Annotated in this window: 10 protein-coding genes; 5 read left to right on the forward strand and 5 right to left on the reverse strand. The window is 72.1% G+C overall.

Annotated features, from left to right (window positions below; translation table 11 throughout):
• Positions 1–209 precede the first annotated feature (209 nt).
• The 3 genes from ACTOQ2_RS12015 (at position 210) to ACTOQ2_RS12025 (ending at position 6,242) form a co-directional block, all read left to right on the forward strand.
• Positions 210–1,964 carry an FAD-dependent oxidoreductase gene (locus ACTOQ2_RS12015; RefSeq protein ID WP_440099713.1) on the forward strand — a complete coding sequence of 585 codons (1,755 nt, stop codon included), beginning with the start codon at positions 210–212 and terminating at the stop codon, positions 1,962–1,964.
• A 124-nt stretch (positions 1,965–2,088) separates the two neighbouring features.
• Positions 2,089–4,998: a CDP-glycerol:glycerophosphate glycerophosphotransferase gene (locus ACTOQ2_RS12020; RefSeq protein WP_440099714.1), complete on the forward strand. Its 2,910-nt coding sequence runs from the start codon at positions 2,089–2,091 to the stop codon at positions 4,996–4,998.
• Between the two features lie 116 nt (positions 4,999–5,114).
• On the forward strand, positions 5,115–6,242 hold the full coding sequence (locus tag ACTOQ2_RS12025) for a glycosyltransferase (protein ID WP_440099715.1): 1,128 nt from the start codon (positions 5,115–5,117) through the stop codon (positions 6,240–6,242).
• A 34-nt stretch (positions 6,243–6,276) separates the two neighbouring features.
• Here ACTOQ2_RS12025 and ACTOQ2_RS12030 read toward each other — a convergent pair whose 3' ends face one another.
• Positions 6,277–7,854 carry a hypothetical protein gene (locus ACTOQ2_RS12030; protein WP_440099716.1) on the reverse strand — a complete coding sequence of 526 codons (1,578 nt, stop codon included), beginning with the start codon at positions 7,852–7,854 and terminating at the stop codon, positions 6,277–6,279.
• A 291-nt stretch (positions 7,855–8,145) separates the two neighbouring features.
• On the opposite strand from ACTOQ2_RS12030, the gene ACTOQ2_RS12035 reads away from it, so the two are divergent.
• Positions 8,146–8,988 carry a polysaccharide deacetylase family protein gene (locus ACTOQ2_RS12035; RefSeq protein ID WP_440099717.1) on the forward strand — a complete coding sequence of 281 codons (843 nt, stop codon included), beginning with the start codon at positions 8,146–8,148 and terminating at the stop codon, positions 8,986–8,988.
• Here ACTOQ2_RS12035 and ACTOQ2_RS12040 read toward each other — a convergent pair.
• The 3 genes from ACTOQ2_RS12040 to ACTOQ2_RS12050 form a co-directional block, all read right to left on the reverse strand.
• Positions 8,958–10,211: an acyltransferase family protein gene (locus tag ACTOQ2_RS12040; protein WP_440099718.1), complete on the reverse strand. Its 1,254-nt coding sequence runs from the start codon at positions 10,209–10,211 to the stop codon at positions 8,958–8,960. The two genes, ACTOQ2_RS12035 and ACTOQ2_RS12040, sit on opposite strands and share 31 nt — an antisense overlap.
• Before the next feature lie 216 nt (positions 10,212–10,427).
• On the reverse strand, positions 10,428–11,999 hold the full coding sequence (gene guaA / locus ACTOQ2_RS12045) for a glutamine-hydrolyzing GMP synthase (protein ID WP_440099893.1): 1,572 nt from the start codon (positions 11,997–11,999) through the stop codon (positions 10,428–10,430).
• Between the two features lie 28 nt (positions 12,000–12,027).
• Entirely contained in the window at positions 12,028–12,912 is an 885-nt protein-coding gene (locus tag ACTOQ2_RS12050) for an SDR family NAD(P)-dependent oxidoreductase (RefSeq protein ID WP_440099719.1), read from the reverse strand.
• Between the two features lie 212 nt (positions 12,913–13,124).
• Between ACTOQ2_RS12050 and ACTOQ2_RS12055 the strand changes: the two genes are divergently transcribed.
• Entirely contained in the window at positions 13,125–13,871 is a 747-nt protein-coding gene (locus ACTOQ2_RS12055) for an SDR family NAD(P)-dependent oxidoreductase (RefSeq protein WP_440099720.1), read from the forward strand.
• 49 nt (positions 13,872–13,920) lie between these two features.
• Here ACTOQ2_RS12055 and ACTOQ2_RS12060 read toward each other — a convergent pair whose 3' ends face one another.
• Complete coding sequence (locus tag ACTOQ2_RS12060) at positions 13,921–15,444, reverse strand: DUF885 family protein (RefSeq protein WP_440099721.1); 1,524 nt, start codon at positions 15,442–15,444, stop codon at positions 13,921–13,923.
• Positions 15,445–15,604: the final 160 nt, after the last annotated feature.

The raw sequence follows: 15,604 nt of genomic DNA on the forward strand, positions 1-15,604 counted from the left end.
ACTTGACCATCTCCCGTGCATCTCCCGCGGGCGGCCGTCTCACCTCGGGGCCGTGACGCGGCAACGCCTTCCCCAAGCCCAGGTCAAGGCTGGGAATGCACACGTCCTAGTAAGACGTGATGACCCCTCGGTCCCCCCTGGCCGTCCGACACGATCGGGTGACCGAGACGGGCGAGATCGCGGGAAACGGCATTCGCGGGGGGAAGCGCATGGATTCAACAGTGGTCGTGGGAGCGGGGCCCGCCGGGCTCACCGCGGCCTACGAGCTGGCCCGGCGAGGACACCCCTGCGAGGTCTTCGAGGCCGACCGCGTGGTCGGCGGGATCAGCCGGACGGAGGAACGCGACGGCTGGCGCTTCGACATCGGCGGGCACCGCTTCTTCACGAAGGTGTCGCGGGTGGAGGACTTCTGGAACGAGATCCTCGGCGAGGAGGACTTCCTGCTCCGCCCGAGAATGAGCCGCATCCACTACAAGGGCCGTTTCTACGACTACCCGCTCAAGGCGTCCAACGCCCTGCTCAACCTCGGTGTCCTCGAATCCCTGCGCTGCGTCGGCTCGTACGCCTGGGCCCGGGTCAGGCCGCCCGCCGACCAGTCGACCTTCGAGGGCTGGGTCGCGGCCAGGTTCGGCCGGCGACTCTACGGGATCTTCTTCAAGACCTACACCGAGAAGGTGTGGGGCGTTCCCGCCGCGAGCATCCAGGCCGACTGGGCCGCGCAGCGGATCAGGAACCTCTCCCTGGGAAAGGCCATCGCCGACGCGCTGACCCCCGGCAGGAACCGGAAGGAGGTCACGAGCCTCATCGAGGAGTTCCGCTACCCCAAGCTGGGACCGGGCATGATGTGGGAGGCCTGCGCCGACCGGGTCCGCGAGCGAGGTTCCACCGTGCACCTCGGCACCAGGGTCGAGCGCATCCGCCGCCACCGGGGCCGCCTGGCCGTCACCGTCCGCCAGGACGACGGCGGTACGGCCCGCCGGGACGACGGCGGTACGGCCCGCCGGGACGACGGCGGTACGGCCCGCCGGGACGACGGCGGTACGGCCCGCCGGGACGACGGCGGTACGGCCCGCCGGGACGACGGCGGTACGGCCCGCCGGGACGACGGCGGTACGGCCCGCCGGGACGACGGCACCGGCGACGTCCGCTCCGCCGGTGACACCGGCACCGTTCACCCGGACGGCGGGAGCGCCACCCGCGAGATGCGCGAAAGCGCCACCCGCGAGGTACGTGGGAACGCCACCCGCGAGGTGTGCTGCGACGACCTCATCTCCTCGATGCCGCTCAACGCCCTGATCCGCGCGTTCGGGCCGGACGTGCCCGACGCCGTCGCCGAGGCCGCCGCGGGGCTGAGATACCGCGACTTCCTCACCGTCGCGCTGGTCGTCCCCGAGCGGTTCTCCTTCCCCGACAACTGGGTCTACATCCACTCCCCCGAGGTCCGGCTCGGCCGGGTGCAGAACTACGGCTCCTGGTCGCCGTACCTGGTGCAGGCCGGGCGGACCTGTCTCGGCCTGGAGTACTTCGTCAACGAGGGCGACGACCTGTGGCGCGCCCCGGACGACGACCTCGTCGCGTTCGGCACCCGGGAACTGGAGCACCTGGGCCTGGTGACCCCCGGCTCGGTCCAGCGGGGGTACGTGGTGCGGATGCCGAAGGCCTACCCGGTCTACGACGCCGGTTACGCCGGCAACGTCGAGGTGCTCAGGAAGTATCTCGACGTGGAGTGGCCGGAGATCCACCCGGTCGGCCGCAACGGCATGCACCGGTACAACAACCAGGACCACTCCATGCTCACCGCGATGCTGACCGTGGAGAACATCGTCGACGGAGCCCGGCACGACGTCTGGGACGTCAACGTCGACGCGGAGTACCACGAGGAGCGCGCGGACCGGAAGCGGGCCGCGAGCGGCACCGGCCGTGACGCCCCCGTCCTCCTCTCGGACGCGCCCGCCTCGGCCTGACGCGCCCCCTCTCTCCCCCCCGACCAACACCAGCGATCCCATGACGCCTTGCCTGGCTCGCGCCCACCGGGCCTGAGCCACCGCAGGTCAAGGCTCTCCTCCCAGCCGCCTTGGAGTTGCGCACATGACAACACAGCGATACACGGCCCCGGACGTCAGCGTCATCGTCATCACCTACAACGACGCGGCCCGGTTACCCCGGGCCGTGCGCTCCGTGCTCAGCCAGACGCTCAAGAACCTCGAAGTGATCATCGTGGACGACTGTTCCGGCGACGACACCCCCGCGGTGGCCAGGGCGCTCACCGAGGAGGACGGCCGGGTCCGCTACGTACGGCTGCCCGCCAACAGCGGCGGCTGCGGCGCGCCGCGCAACGCGGGCATGGACGCCTCGCGCTCGCCCTTCCTGATGTTCCTCGACAGCGACGACGAGCTGCCCAGGCACGCCTGCAAGAGCCTCCTGCTGGAGGCGGAGACGACCGGCGCCGACTTCGTCATGGGCACCGTGGAGCGCGTCGACGAGGCGACCGGCGCCGTCACCCTCTGGTACCCCCAGCTGTTCGCGGAACGGCGGGTCGTGGACGGCATCCGCGCGGAGCCCGAGCTGCTCTTCAACTGCCTGGCGACCAACAAGCTGTACCGGCGGACCTTCCTCGACGTCACCGGCATCCGCTTCCCCGAGGACATCCACCACGAGGACATCGTCTGGTCGACGGAGCTGTTCTGCCGCAGCAAGCTGTTCGCCATCGTGCCGTGGCCGGTCTACCGCTGGCTGCTCGCCGCCACGCCCGCCACCAGGTCGATCTCGTCCCGGCGGCACGAGCTGGAGAACGTGCGCCAGCGCGTCGCCGCCGCCGTCCTGAGCGACCGCGTCCTCGCGAGCACCCACTCCCTCGACCTCAAGGAGGACAAGGACTTCCGCTTCCTCTCCCACGACCTCCGCCTCTACCTGGGCGACCTTCCCCAGCGCGACCCGGCGTGGATCTCCGAGTTCGCCGACATCGTCATCCCGTACGTGGACACGCTCGACCCCGCCGCGATCGAGCGGCTGACCCGGGCGGAGCGGGTGTGCGTCCAGCTCGTCCGCGAGCGGCGCGGAGCGGAGGCGGCGCTCGCCGCCGTCGAGCTGGGGGGCAGGCACTCGATCCCGCCCCGGACGGTCACCGCGGACGGCGAGCGGGTGTTCTGGGGGGCGACGCTCCCCGGAGGCGAGCAGGGACGGAGCGAGCTGGACGTCACCGAGCTGCACCTGGCGGAGCAGCCGCTGTCCGGCGCGCTGCTCAGGCACGAGCTCGTCGACCTGCAGGCGTCGAGGGACGAGATCCGGTTGCGCCTGCGGACCTACGACCCGGGCCGGGTGCTCGACGGCCGCACGCTCACCGCGTGGCTCCGTATCGGCGGCAGGAAGAGGGCGATCGCCTCGATCCCCGTCCAGATGGCACCCGTCGTGATCGAGGCGCCGGGAGAGCGGGAGAAACAGGCCCCGAGGGGGCTCGAAGGACAGTGGGACCCGGAGGAGCCGGAGAGACCGAGAATCCCGCGGATGCCGGGAGCTCCCCCCGAGGGGACGGGCATCCTGGAGGGAACGGTGTCGATCTCCCTGCCCGACCTGGACTGGCCGGACAACGCCGTCAGGCCGCAGGCGGTCACGATCTCGCTCCACGAGGGCGAGCGGCGGAGCATCAGGCCCCTCCTCGCGATCCCGGGGTTGTCGTTCACCTCCGTGGGCACTGTGGGTCCGGCGGGTCCGGCGGGTCCGGCGGGCTCGGGCCGCCTGGTCCTCGAGGCGTCGGCCGACATCCCGTTCCGCCTCACGGCGCGCAGGCTCGGCCCCGCGGCCGGGCGGCGTCTCCCGAACGTGGCGGACCTCTGGCGGGACCTGCTGTCCGACCTCGCCACCCCCCGCAACCTGGGCCGCTTCTACCGGCTGGTCAGCGCGACGGTGCCGGTGAACCGCCGCCTGGTGCTGTTCGAGTCGGCCGAGGGCACCGGCTACACCGGCAACCCGCGCTACGTCCACGAGGAGTTGCAGCGGCGCGCCACGGGCCTGCGGGCGGTCTGGTCCCACGCCGACGTCCCCGAACGCTTCCCCGAGGACGTCGACCTCGTCCGGCGCGACACCTTCCGCTACGCCTGGACCCTGGCGCGCGCCGGGCACTGGGTGGACAGCCACAACCTCCCCTACTGCTACCGCAAGCGCGGAAGCACCCGCTACCTGCAGACCTGGCACGGTCAGGTGCTCAAGAAGATGGGACTGGACGAGCCCCGGCACCGGGCGCAGCCGTCCCTGGCCAGGAAGTACGCCGAGGCGGTGGCGCGCTGGGACGTGCTGCTCACGCCGGGCCCCGACTTCCGCCGCGACTTCGCGGAGGCCAGCGGCTTCAGGGGCGAGCTGCTACACGCCGGCTACCCGCGCACCGACGTACTGGTACGGCACATGGAACCGGCGCAGCGCGAGCGGGCGCGGCGGGTCAGGGAGTTCTTCGAGATCCCCGCGGGAAAGCGCGTGATCCTCTACGCGCCCACCTACCGCGACAGCAGGCGCTTCAGCGGCGACTCGATCCGGCTCGACCTGCCCGCCCTCGCCGGCGTGCTGCCCCCGGACTGGGTGATCCTCGTCCGCGCCCACCAGTACGACCGCTTCGCGGTGCCCGACCCGCTCGGCTGGCTCGTCCGGGACGCCTCGGCGTTCCCCGAGGTCAACGACCTGATGCTCGCCTCGGACGTGCTGGTGACGGACTACTCCTCGATCATGTTCGACTACGCCTGCCTCGGCAGGCCGATCCTCTACTACGTCGACGACTACGAGCGCTACGCCTCCACCCAGCGGGGCGTCTGCTTCGACCTGGCCGAGGTCGCCCCCGGGCCGCTGCTGCGCGCCCCCGAAGAGCTGGCCGGGGCACTGGACGGGCTCGCCGAGATCACCGAGCGGTACGGGCGGCGTTACGCGGAGTTCCGCGACCGCTGGTGCGGCCTCGACGACGGGCAGGCAAGCGGCAGGGTCGTGGACGCGTTCTTCCCGGAGGTCGTGCGGTGAGACCGCTTCTTCCCCGAGATCACGCAGTAGGGCCACTCCTTCCCCGAGATCACGCAGTGGGATCGCTTCTTCCCCGAGATCACGCAGTGGGATCGCTTCTTCCCGGAGGTCACGCGGTGAGATCGCGCAACGTCTTCTTCCTCAGCACCGACGGCGACTCGATGGGCGGGTCCCAGCGGGTCATCCACACCCTCGCCCAGGGCCTCGGCTCGCGCGGGCACAAGGTCACCCTGATCAGCATCAACCCCTCCCGGCAGCCGCAGACCTACGTCGCCGACCCCGTCTACCGGCACACCACGCTGTACGACACGCCCGCCCCCGAACCCGCCGCCCGCTCGCTGCCGTGGCGCAGGGGCAGGCAGCGCAGGACCCCGGAGGAGATCGACGCCGCTCGGCAGAAGCTGCTGCGGCTGACGGACCGGACCCGCGACGGCTACCTGGTCATCGCCTCGCCCTGGGCCGCCCACTGGATCGCCGACCTGCCCATGCCGCACATCGCCAAGATCGGCCAGTACCACCAGTCGTACGCCGAGGCGGTGGACTCCCCGAACCTCAGGCTGATCAAGAAGCACTACGCGCACCTCGACAAGGCGCTGTTCCTCTGCGACGACTACGCCGCGTCCTTCACCGGACACCGGCTCGCCAACTGCGGGACCATGCTGAACCCGGTCAGCGTCTTTCCCAGGGAGGCGGCCCCGCTGCGCACCCCGCGGATCGTCTCGGCGGGGCGGCTGGTCAGGGTGAAGCGGATCGACCTGCTGATCGACGCCTTCGCCGCCGCGGCCCCGGCCGTCGCCGAGCCGTGGGAGCTGCACATCATCGGCGACGGGCCGCTCCGGGCGGTCCTGGAGGCGCAGGCCGCGCAGACGGGGCTCGGCGACCGGATCGTCTTCCGCGGGCAGGTCGAGAACGTCGAGGCCGAGTACCTGAACGCCTCCATCGTCACCCTGAGCAGCGACTTCGAGGGGTGGGGGCTGGTCCTCGCCGAGGGCGCGGCCTGCGGCCTGCCCGCCGTGGCCTGCGACGCCTCGGCGGGGGTGAGGACCCTGGTCGAGGACGGGGACAACGGCATGCTCACCGAGCCCGGCAACACCGGGAGCTTCGCCGCCGCGCTGGAGCGCCTCATGTCCGACGCCGAGCTGCGCCGCAGGATGGGGGCCAGGGGCAGGGAACGGATGAGGGAGTACCGGCTGCCCCGCGTCCTGGACCGGTGGGAGGCGCTGTTCGACGAGCTCGACCGCTGACGGGCGGGCTCCGGGGTCCGCTCATCGCCCCTGCTCATCGGCGGGGTGCCAGGGCCGCCGCCTCCCGCAGGAGCAGCGGAACGAACAGGACCCCGATGAAGATCGGCGACACCATGAACCGGAAGTCCGGCGCGGTGTTGGTGAGGATCACCCCGATCTGCTGCCCCGCGACCACGGCCGCCCCGGCGAGCGCCGCCCGGCTCCCCGTCCGCCACCACGCGAGCGCGGCGGCGGCGTAGGCGAGGTAACACCAGAAGGGCGCCCGCCACAGCAGCCATTCGAGCTGCCTGACCGTGCTCGCGTCCAGCGCGAACAGCCCCGCGGCCAGCAGTCCGGCAAAGATCGGCCGCTGCCGCATCACCGAGGCCGCCGGGGTGCCCTGCCAGCCTTCGGGGAGCCGGGGATCCCTCAGCGAGAAGCGGTAGAGCTCACCGCCGGGTTCGTCCGACGTGGAGGCGACCTGCCAGGCGAGCGCGGCGCGGCAGACCCGGGTGCTCAGCATCATGCCGGGGGCGCGGACCAGCAGGTCCCGCCAGAGCTCCAGGACGTCGGAGATCCGCCGCTCGGCCCGCGCGTGGCCGAACCCGGGGTCGAAGAAGACGCCCGCCATGGTCTGGCAGGTCGCCCCCCGCCGCCACGCGTCGAGCGGGGCGATCCCCGCCAGGAGCGCCCGCTGCTCGTGGTCGAAGAGCCGGGGTCTCCGGCCGTACGCCACGGCGAGGTCGCCGAACACCGTCTGGTAGGCGAACGAGCGGGACGGCGGCGCGATGCCCATCGCCGGGTAGCCGGCGCCCAGCAGGAGCAGGGGCGCCGCCACCGCTCCGGCCGCCAGCGTCGCGACCCACCGGCGGGCCCCCGGGTGGCCGGACAGGAGCGCGACCAGCAGCGCGGCGGCGATCGACGCCACGAGGAAGCCGTTGTTGCGGAAGAGCCCCAGCCCGAGCAGCTCCGCCCCGAGGGCGGCGAAGCGCGGGTCCCAGGCCCACCCGCCGCGCCCGCCCCCGCCCCGCCTCCGGGCTCCGCCACGCCTCCGAACCCCGTCCCGCGCCACGGACCCGGCCACGCCCCCCGCCCGGCCCTCGTCCGGCACAGCGGACCCGGCCACGCCACGCGCACGGGACCGGCCACCGGGTCGGGCCACGAGCCGCACGGCGGTGCCCGCGGCCAGTACGGCGCACACGGTGAACGGCACGTCCTTCCACATCGACACCGTGAAGGCGCCGAGCGGCGGCGACAGCGCCGCGCACCCCACCGCCACGAGCAGCGGGCGCCCCCGTACCCCCAGCGACCGGATCGCGCCCGCGAGGTGGGCGAGCGCGGCGGCCATCGCCGCCGTCTGCAGGAGGGTGACCGGGGACAGGTCGCCGGTCACCCTCAGGGAGAGCCCGAGCAGGGCGTCGTAGGCGACCGACTGCCCGGCCACCCAGGGGCCCGTCGTGACGTGCGCGACGTAGGTGACGGAGTCGGGACTCATCAGTCCCGGATGGAAGGCGAGCCACCAGCCGAGCAACGCGAGCTGGGCGGTCGCGTAACAGGCGAGGGTGAACCACCGGTCGCGGGCCGGCGCCCCGCCGGTCTCCCCCCGCTCCTCCTTGACCGGTTTCGGGCTCACCGTACTGATCATCATGGTTTTCCCAGCGTGCTCCGGCAGGGGGCCGATGCCCATCATCGGGCACGCCAGGGGCCGGTCCGGCCCGTTATACACAGCCATGACCTGGGGAAACGTCAAGTTTGTGCGGAGCGCGGCACCACGCGCGGCACCGTGGCCCGATTACAGGAAAATGCGTCTTTCACAGGACATCGTGACGCTTCAGCCCCGGGAGGCATCAGGCACCTCGATAGGATGCCCACTCGACCGACGTCGATTTGACCCGGAGCTCCCCTCATGAAGCCTCCTGTCCGAATGTTGCTGGCCACATCCTGTGCGCTGGCCATGTTTTCCATCCCGACCACCGCGTGGAGCGCGGAACAGCCCAGCACGACGGCCACGACGGCGGGCAAGGCCAAGCCCGCCCCCAAGGCCACGCCCACTCCCACGCCGAAGCCCGTGCCCGTGGACTGCGCGAAGGTCAAGTGCATCGCGCTCACCTTCGACGACGGCCCCGGCAAGTACGCGGACAAGCTGCTCGACACCTTCAAGAAGTACAAGTCCAAGGCGACGTTCTTCCTTGAGGGCCAGTACGTGAAGTCCCGCCCCGCCTTCGCCAAGCGGATGGTCACCGAGGGCCATGACATCGGCAACCACAGCTACAGCCACCCGCACCTGCGGGAGCTGTCGGAAGACAAGATCCGCGAGGAGCTGACCAAGACCCAGGACATCGTCAAGAAGTCCACCGGGAAGTACCCGACGACGATTCGCCCGCCCTACGGCGAGTTCGACGAGCGGGTCGCGGCGATCGCCACCCAGATGGGCATGCCGATCGTCCTGTGGAACGGCGGTTCGCGGGACTGGGCGACCAAGAACGAGAAGGCCATCTACGACGAGGTGCTCAAGAACGCCAAGCGTGACGGGGTCATCCTCATGCACGACTGGGTGCCGCAGACCGTCACGGTGATGCCGAAGCTGCTGGCCGCCCTGCAGAAGCAGGGATACCACATGGTCGCGGTCTCCTCGCTGCGCGGCGCCAAGGCCACAAAGGCCGGGGACGTCTACCCGGTCGGCTCCGAGAAGGACGACGACCTGTCCTCCGATTCGCCCACCGGCGACCCGGACGCCTACGCCCAGTCCCCCGAGGACGGTCTCTGAGCCGCCTCGCGGGAGGAAGCGGCTGGGCAGGCGCCCGGCCCCCGGGCCAGCCGCCTGCCCAGCCGCTGCATGGGAAGCTCCACGTAGCGGTGGGTGAGCAGGCTCAGGCCGAGCACCACCAGCACGAACGCTGCCGACAGTGACAGCTGCACCACCTGCCCCGCGTCCCGCACGTCACCGACGACGGCGTGCGTGAGCCGCAACAGCGGGTGGTGCAGCAGGTAGATCGAGTAGCTGACCAGGCCCAGCCAGACGAGGAACCTGGGCAGCCGACGCTCGCGCAGGGCCATCGCGGCCGCGAACGTCACCCCGGCCAGCGCCATGGTCGCGAACCACGGCCCCGGCCGCACCCACCACCAGCCCGCCTGCTCCGACCAGACCGGGGCCAGTGCCACCAGCACGGTCGCCGCCGCCACCGGCCAGAGCCCGCCCGCGCCCTGCTCCCAGCGGCGGATCGCGGTCCCGACGAACATCACCGCGAGGATCGCCGCCCCCAGCCAGGGCACGAAGCCCGAGAAGATCAGCAGCACCAGCGCCATCGCGCCGAGGACGTACGCGGCGGCCTTCCGGAACCGGCCGGTGATCAGGCACGCCAGGCCCGCGAAGAACACCACGCCGGAGACGTACGCGGGCCAGGGCCCCTGCAGCAGCGGTCCCGTCAGCAGCAGTCCCGCCACGACCGCGACGGCACCGAAACCCACCGCGTAGGTCCCGCTCGCGCGGTGCGCCCCGCCGACGAACAGCGCGGTGACGACCAGGTAGAAGACCATCTCATAGGAGAGCGTCCACATGGTGTCGGCCAGGCCGCCCAGGTGCACCACGTCCAGCAGCATCGTGGCGTGCGCGGACACCGACGACAGATCCCTGGGCACCTGCTCGCGGACGGGCATCCAGATCGCCATGACCAGGACGGCCGCCGCGACCAGCAGGTAGATCGGGTAGAGCCGGAACACGCGGCTGATCCAGAAGGCCCTGACGTCGCCGCGCCTCTCCAGCGAGACCGGGATGATGTAGCCGCTGACCAGGAAGAACACCAGGACGCCGTACATCCCGAGGTTGAACCAGTACGGCCTCAGAGCGGGCATGAACCAGGGCAGCAGATGCTCCAGCAACACGGCGACCGCGCCGATGCCACGCAACGCGTCGAGCCACGCCAGGCGGGCGCCGGAGGTCGGGGGGGAGTCTGCGCCGCCGGGGGTGCCGATGGGGGTGGTGGAGGACACCCGCCCCAACTTACCGCCCGGCACCTCGCGAAACCGCGCCATCGGCGCCAACGGGCCCGAGCGGCCCACCCCCGCGGAGCACTTCGCGCGGCTCGCTTCCGCGGCTCAGCCCTCGCGGCTCACCCCCACCGCTCACTTCCGCGGCTCAGCCCTCGCGGCTCACCCCACCGGCTCAGCCCTCGCGGCTCGCTCCCCGGCCGCGACCTTCCGGGGCGCCTACTCCCACTCGATGGTGCCCGGCGGCTTGCTGGTCACGTCGAGCACCACCCTGTTCACCTCGCGGACCTCGTTGGTGATGCGGGTGGAGATGCGGGCGAGCACGTCGTACGGGACGCGCGACCAATCGGCGGTCATGGCGTCCTCGCTGGAGACCGGGCGCAGCACGACCGGGTGGCCGTAGGTGCGGCCGTCGCCCTGGACGCCCACCGAGCGGACGTCGGCGAGCAGGACGACCGGGCACTGCCAGATGTCCCGGTCGAGACCGGCGCGGGAGAGCTCCTCGCGGGCGATGGCGTCGGCCTCGCGGAGGATCTCCAGGCGCTCGCGGCTGACCGCGCCGACGATGCGGATGCCCAGCCCGGGGCCGGGGAACGGCTGGCGCCAGACCATGGCGGCGGGCAGGCCAAGCTCCTCCCCTGCCCGGCGCACCTCGTCCTTGAACAATGCGCGGAGCGGCTCCACCAGCGAGAACTGGAGATCGTCGGGGAGGCCGCCGACGTTGTGGTGGGACTTGATGTTGGCGGTGCCGGTGCCGCCGCCGGACTCGACCACGTCCGGGTAAAGGGTGCCCTGGACGAGGAAGTCGACGGGGCCGTCGGCGATGATGGCGCGCTGCTCGTCCTCGAAGACCCTGATGAACTCACGGCCGATGATCTTGCGCTTCTCCTCGGGGTCGGTGACCCCGTCGAGCGCCTTCAGGAAGCGCTCCTGGGCGTCGACCACGCGGAGCTTGACGCCGGTGACGGCCACGAAGTCGCGCTCGACCTGCTCGGCCTCGCCCTTGCGCAGCAGCCCGTGGTCGACGAAGACGCAGGTCAGCCGATCACCGATGGCCCGCTGGACCATGGCGGCGGCCACCGCGGAGTCGACCCCCCCGGACAGGCCGCAGATGGCGCGGCCCTCGGGGCCGATCTGGGCGCGGATCGCCTCGACCGCGTCCTCGACGATGTTGAGCATCGTCCAGGAGGGGCGGCAGCCCGCGGCGTCGAGGAAGTGCTTCAGCACGGCCTGGCCGTGCTCGGAGTGCAGGACCTCGGGGTGGAACTGGACGCCGTACAGGCCCAGCTCGGGCTGCTCGAAGGCGGCGACGGGCGTCTCGGCGGTCGCGGCGGTGACGGTGAAGCCCTCGGGGGCGGCGGAGACGCTGTCGCCGTGGGACATCCAGACCGACTGCGTGGCGGGCAGCCCCGCGAAGAGCACGCCCTGCTGTCCGACGTCGAGGCGGGTGCCGCCGTACTCGGCGGTGCCGGTCCTGGCCACCTCCCCGCCGAGCTCCTGGGCCATGATCTGGAAGCCGTAGCAGATGCCGAAGGTCGGCACACCGGTCCGGAACAGGCCCGCGGGGGCGGCGGGGGCGCCCTCGGCGTACACCGACGAGGGGCCGCCGGACAGGATGATCGCCTTGGGCTTCTTGGCCATCATCTCCTCGACCGGCATCGTCGAGGGGACGATCTCGGAGTAGACGTGGCATTCACGCACCCTTCGCGCGATCAGCTGCGCGTACTGCGCGCCGAAGTCGACGACCAGGACCGTGTCGAAGTCAGACACCAAGACCCCCAAAAGGAACAGAGCGGTGGCCCCAGTCTATCGGCGCCCGTCAGCGCGCCTGGTCGTAGCCGGGAAACGAGGGCAGCGCTCCCGAGATCAGGGCCTCGGTCTGCTCGCGCAGGGCATCCGCGTGGCCGGGATGGGTGAGGACCAGGAAGCGCTCCTCGCGGATGGCGGCCACCGCGGCGAGCGCCACCTCGGCCGGGTCGATGCCCCCCTCCACCAGGCCGCCGATGATCGCGGAGGAGGCCGCCTCGTCCTCGGTGCGCTCGGCGGCCACGAGGTTCTCCGGCCGGTGGCGGCCGGAGTGGTTGAGGCCGGTGCGCACCCCGCCGGGGCACAGCGCGGTCACCCGGAGCTTGGAACCGGCCGTCGCGAGATCCTGGGCGAGGGACTGCGAGGCGGCGAACGCGGCGTACTTCGAGACCGAGTAGGGGCCGAAGTATGGGGTGGCGAACAGTCCCGCGGCGGAGACGGTGTTGACGATGTGGCCCTCGGTGTCCTGGTCGATCATGCGGGGCACGAAGGCCCGGACCCCGTGGAGCACGCCCCACAGGTTCACCCCGAGCATCCAGGCGAAGTCCTCCGGCTCCCGCGTCCACATCCGGCCGCCCTGGAAGACCCCCGCGTTGTTGCACAGCACGTGGACCGCGCCCAGCTCGCCGAACGTACGGTCGGCGAGGTGATCCACGGCCACCGGGTCGGAGACGTCGGCGATCTCGGTGAGCACCTTGCCCCCGAGGATCCTGCCCTCCGCCGCGCTCCCCCTCGCCGCGCTCCCCTCCACCAGCGAGGCGGTCTCCGCGAGGTCTCCCGGATCGACGTCGGCGAGCATGAGGGACATCCCCTCCGCGGCCAGGCTCAGCGCGAGTGCCCTCCCGATCCCGCTGCCCGCCCCCGTGACGACCGCGACCTTGCCCGACAGTTCACGCATAGCGCTTCCTCCAGCATCATGGTTCACGCATCGTGTTACCTCAGGACCGGCGGTTCACACCTCGCGCCGCCTCCGGTTCACGCCGTACCCGGCGACCGCCCGGCCACGAAATCGTCCTGCCCGGTATCCGCCCGGCCACAGAACCGCCGTACCTGGCGACCGATTGGGCTTAAAGCTAACGTGAGGCCCACCACCAGTCGAGGAGGTAACCGATGGCCGGCACCGGAGTCGTCGTCACCGGCGGGGCGTCGGGGATCGGCCGGGCCTGCGCGCTGGCGCTCGCCGAGGCCGGGCGCCCGGTGGCGATCTGGGACCTGGACGAGGCGGGCGCCAAGGAGACCGCCTCGCTCGCCGCCGCGCACGGCGTCGCCGCGATCGCCGTTCCCGTCGACGTCACCGACTCCTCGGCCTTCCCCGCGGCGATCGCCGCCGGCCGCGACGCCCTCACCTCGATCGGCGGCCTCGTGCACGCGGCCGGGATCGCGGCCCCCATGGCCGTCGGCGACCTGACCGAGGCCTCGTGGGACGCGGTGCTCAACGTCAACCTGCGCGCCCACGCCCTGCTGGTCAAGGCACTGCTGGAGGACCTGCGCGACCAGGAGGGTTCCGCGATCGTCGGCATCTCCTCGATCGAGGGCCTGGTCGGGCAGGCCTTCATCCCTGCCTACTGCTCGTCCAAGGCGGGCATGCTCGGCCTGACCCGCTCGATGGCCCACGAGCTGGCGCCGATCCGGGTCAACGCCGTCTGCCCCGGCTACGTCGACACCCCGCTGCTCACCACCGCCACGGGCGGCGACGCGGGCTATCTGGAGTCCTTCACCCGCAGGTCGCTCTTCGGCCGCCTGGGCCGGCCCGCCGAGATCGCGGCGGCCGTACGGTTCCTGCTGAGCGACGAGGCGTCGTTCATCACCGGCACCCACCTGGTCGTCGACGGCGGCGCCACGGCCGTCGACCGCTGACCACGCGTCCGCCGCGCCTCCGGATGGACATGCCGCCGGGGACCGCCGGTCACGTACCGGCGAGGGCGTGGCCGAGCAGGCCGAGGGGCGGGGAGCCGAGGTCGAGCATGGCGGTGTGGAAGCGGTTGAGGCCGAAGCCGGGGCCCCATTCGGCCCTGGCGCGGTCGCGGAGGTCGAGGATCTCCAGCTTGCCCCAGGTGTAGCGACCGTAGGTGGGGTCGAAGGTGGCCCGCGCGGCCTCCGAGAGCGCGGCGGGACCGGCGATGTGGGTGTCGGCGGCGAAGCGGCGGGCGCCCTCCTCGACGGTCATCGCGCCGGAGTGCACGCCGATCGCGCAGGCCAGCCGGGTCACCCTGATGAGCGCCTCCAGCCACACGCCGATCTCGAAACGCGGGTCGTCGGGGGCGAAGCCCTCCTCGACGCAGAGCTCCTCCGCGTAGTGGGCCCAGCCCTCCGCGAAGGCCAGCGACATCAGCGTCCGCCGCACGTCGGAGCGGGCGTGGCGCAGGGCGCGGCCGTGGGAGAAGTGCCCGGGGGCGACCTCGTGCACGTTGATCGCGGGAAGCGTGGTCTCGCTGAAGACCTCCAGCCACTCCTCGACGTCGCGCTCGGGCCAGGAGGGGTCGGGCGGGGTGACGTGGTACCACGAGGGGCCGTCGGGCTCGCCGGGCGCCGACCAGCTCATCATGGCCATCGCCCACCGGCGCGACTCGGGCGCGATACCGACCCGGCACTCCCCGTCGTGGTAGGGCACCAGGTCCTTCTCCCTGGTGAAGGCGATCGCCCTCTCGGTGCCGATTCTGGCCGCCTCGATCACGCCGTCGGGGCCGGGGTGCTGCCTGACGAGCTCGCGCGCGACCTCCAGCGGCGGCCGTCCGGCGAACCCCAGCGCGGCGCAGGACTCCGCCAGCCGGGCCATCAGGCGGTCGCGCTCGGCGTCGGCGCGCTCGGCGAGCCGTCCCAGGTCGACCGGGAGGCCGTCGCCCGTGCCCATCAGCCTGGCGAGCCCCTCGGCGCCGAGGGAGGCGTCCGGGTCGCCGGTGTGCGCGGCCTTCTCGACGTGCTCCACCAGCCGGGCGTGCGCCCTGAACGCCGCCTCGCGGGCGCTCTCCTCGGCGTCATCGGGCACCCCGGAGGCGAGGCCGCGCACCGCGCCGAGCAGGGCGGTCGCGACGGGGGCGCTGAGCAGGTCGAGCGAGGCGACCGCGTTGTCCACCGCCTCGGGCCAGCGGGCCAGGTGCGCGAGCTTGGCGGCGTGCCGCTCGGCCTCGGGGGCGTACTCGCGGTCGTAGGTGGCCAGGTCGAGGTTGCCCAGGTGCTCCAGCGGGCTGCGGCGGTGCAGCTCCAGCTCGCCGAGCTGCACCCGGGCGGCCTCCTCGAAGATCTGCAGGTGCGCCGCGTCGTACGGGTCGGCGGGCAGCGGTCCCCGGCCCAGCGCGGCCAGCCCGGCGCGCACCCCCTCAGGCGACAGGTCCTGGATCAGGCCGTCGTACTCGTGCCGCCCGGCCATTTCCCGGACGCCGGAGACGGTGAGGTCGCACACCGCGCGCAGGCGGCCGTCGAGTTCGGTCATGGACGCGACGCTATATCAGGACGGGTCCGCCCAGCCCGGGAAAGATACGCGCGCATTCGAGGGCCGGGCCGGGAAGCGGCCGCTCGACTCCTGCCGGGCGTACGGGTGAAGCACGCCACGGCGGACCGGAATTAATATATGGGAATATGAAATAAGCGCA

The organism is Streptosporangium sp. H16 (assembly GCF_051918855.1).
GTDB lineage: Bacteria > Actinomycetota > Actinomycetes > Streptosporangiales > Streptosporangiaceae > Streptosporangium.

What these genes read in the sequence shown, in the direction of transcription:
- ACTOQ2_RS12015 (WP_440099713.1), top strand. Translation starts at nt 210, where the DNA reads ATGGATTCAACAGTGGTCGTGGGAGCGGGGCCCGCCGGGCTCACCGCG.
- ACTOQ2_RS12020 (WP_440099714.1), top strand. Translation starts at nt 2,089, where the DNA reads ATGACAACACAGCGATACACGGCCCCGGACGTCAGCGTCATCGTCATC.
- ACTOQ2_RS12035 (WP_440099717.1), top strand. Translation starts at nt 8,146, where the DNA reads ATGTTGCTGGCCACATCCTGTGCGCTGGCCATGTTTTCCATCCCGACC.
- ACTOQ2_RS12050 (WP_440099719.1), bottom strand. Translation starts at nt 12,912, where the DNA reads ATGCGTGAACTGTCGGGCAAGGTCGCGGTCGTCACGGGGGCGGGCAGC.
- ACTOQ2_RS12055 (WP_440099720.1), top strand. Translation starts at nt 13,125, where the DNA reads ATGGCCGGCACCGGAGTCGTCGTCACCGGCGGGGCGTCGGGGATCGGC.
- ACTOQ2_RS12060 (WP_440099721.1), bottom strand. Translation starts at nt 15,444, where the DNA reads ATGACCGAACTCGACGGCCGCCTGCGCGCGGTGTGCGACCTCACCGTC.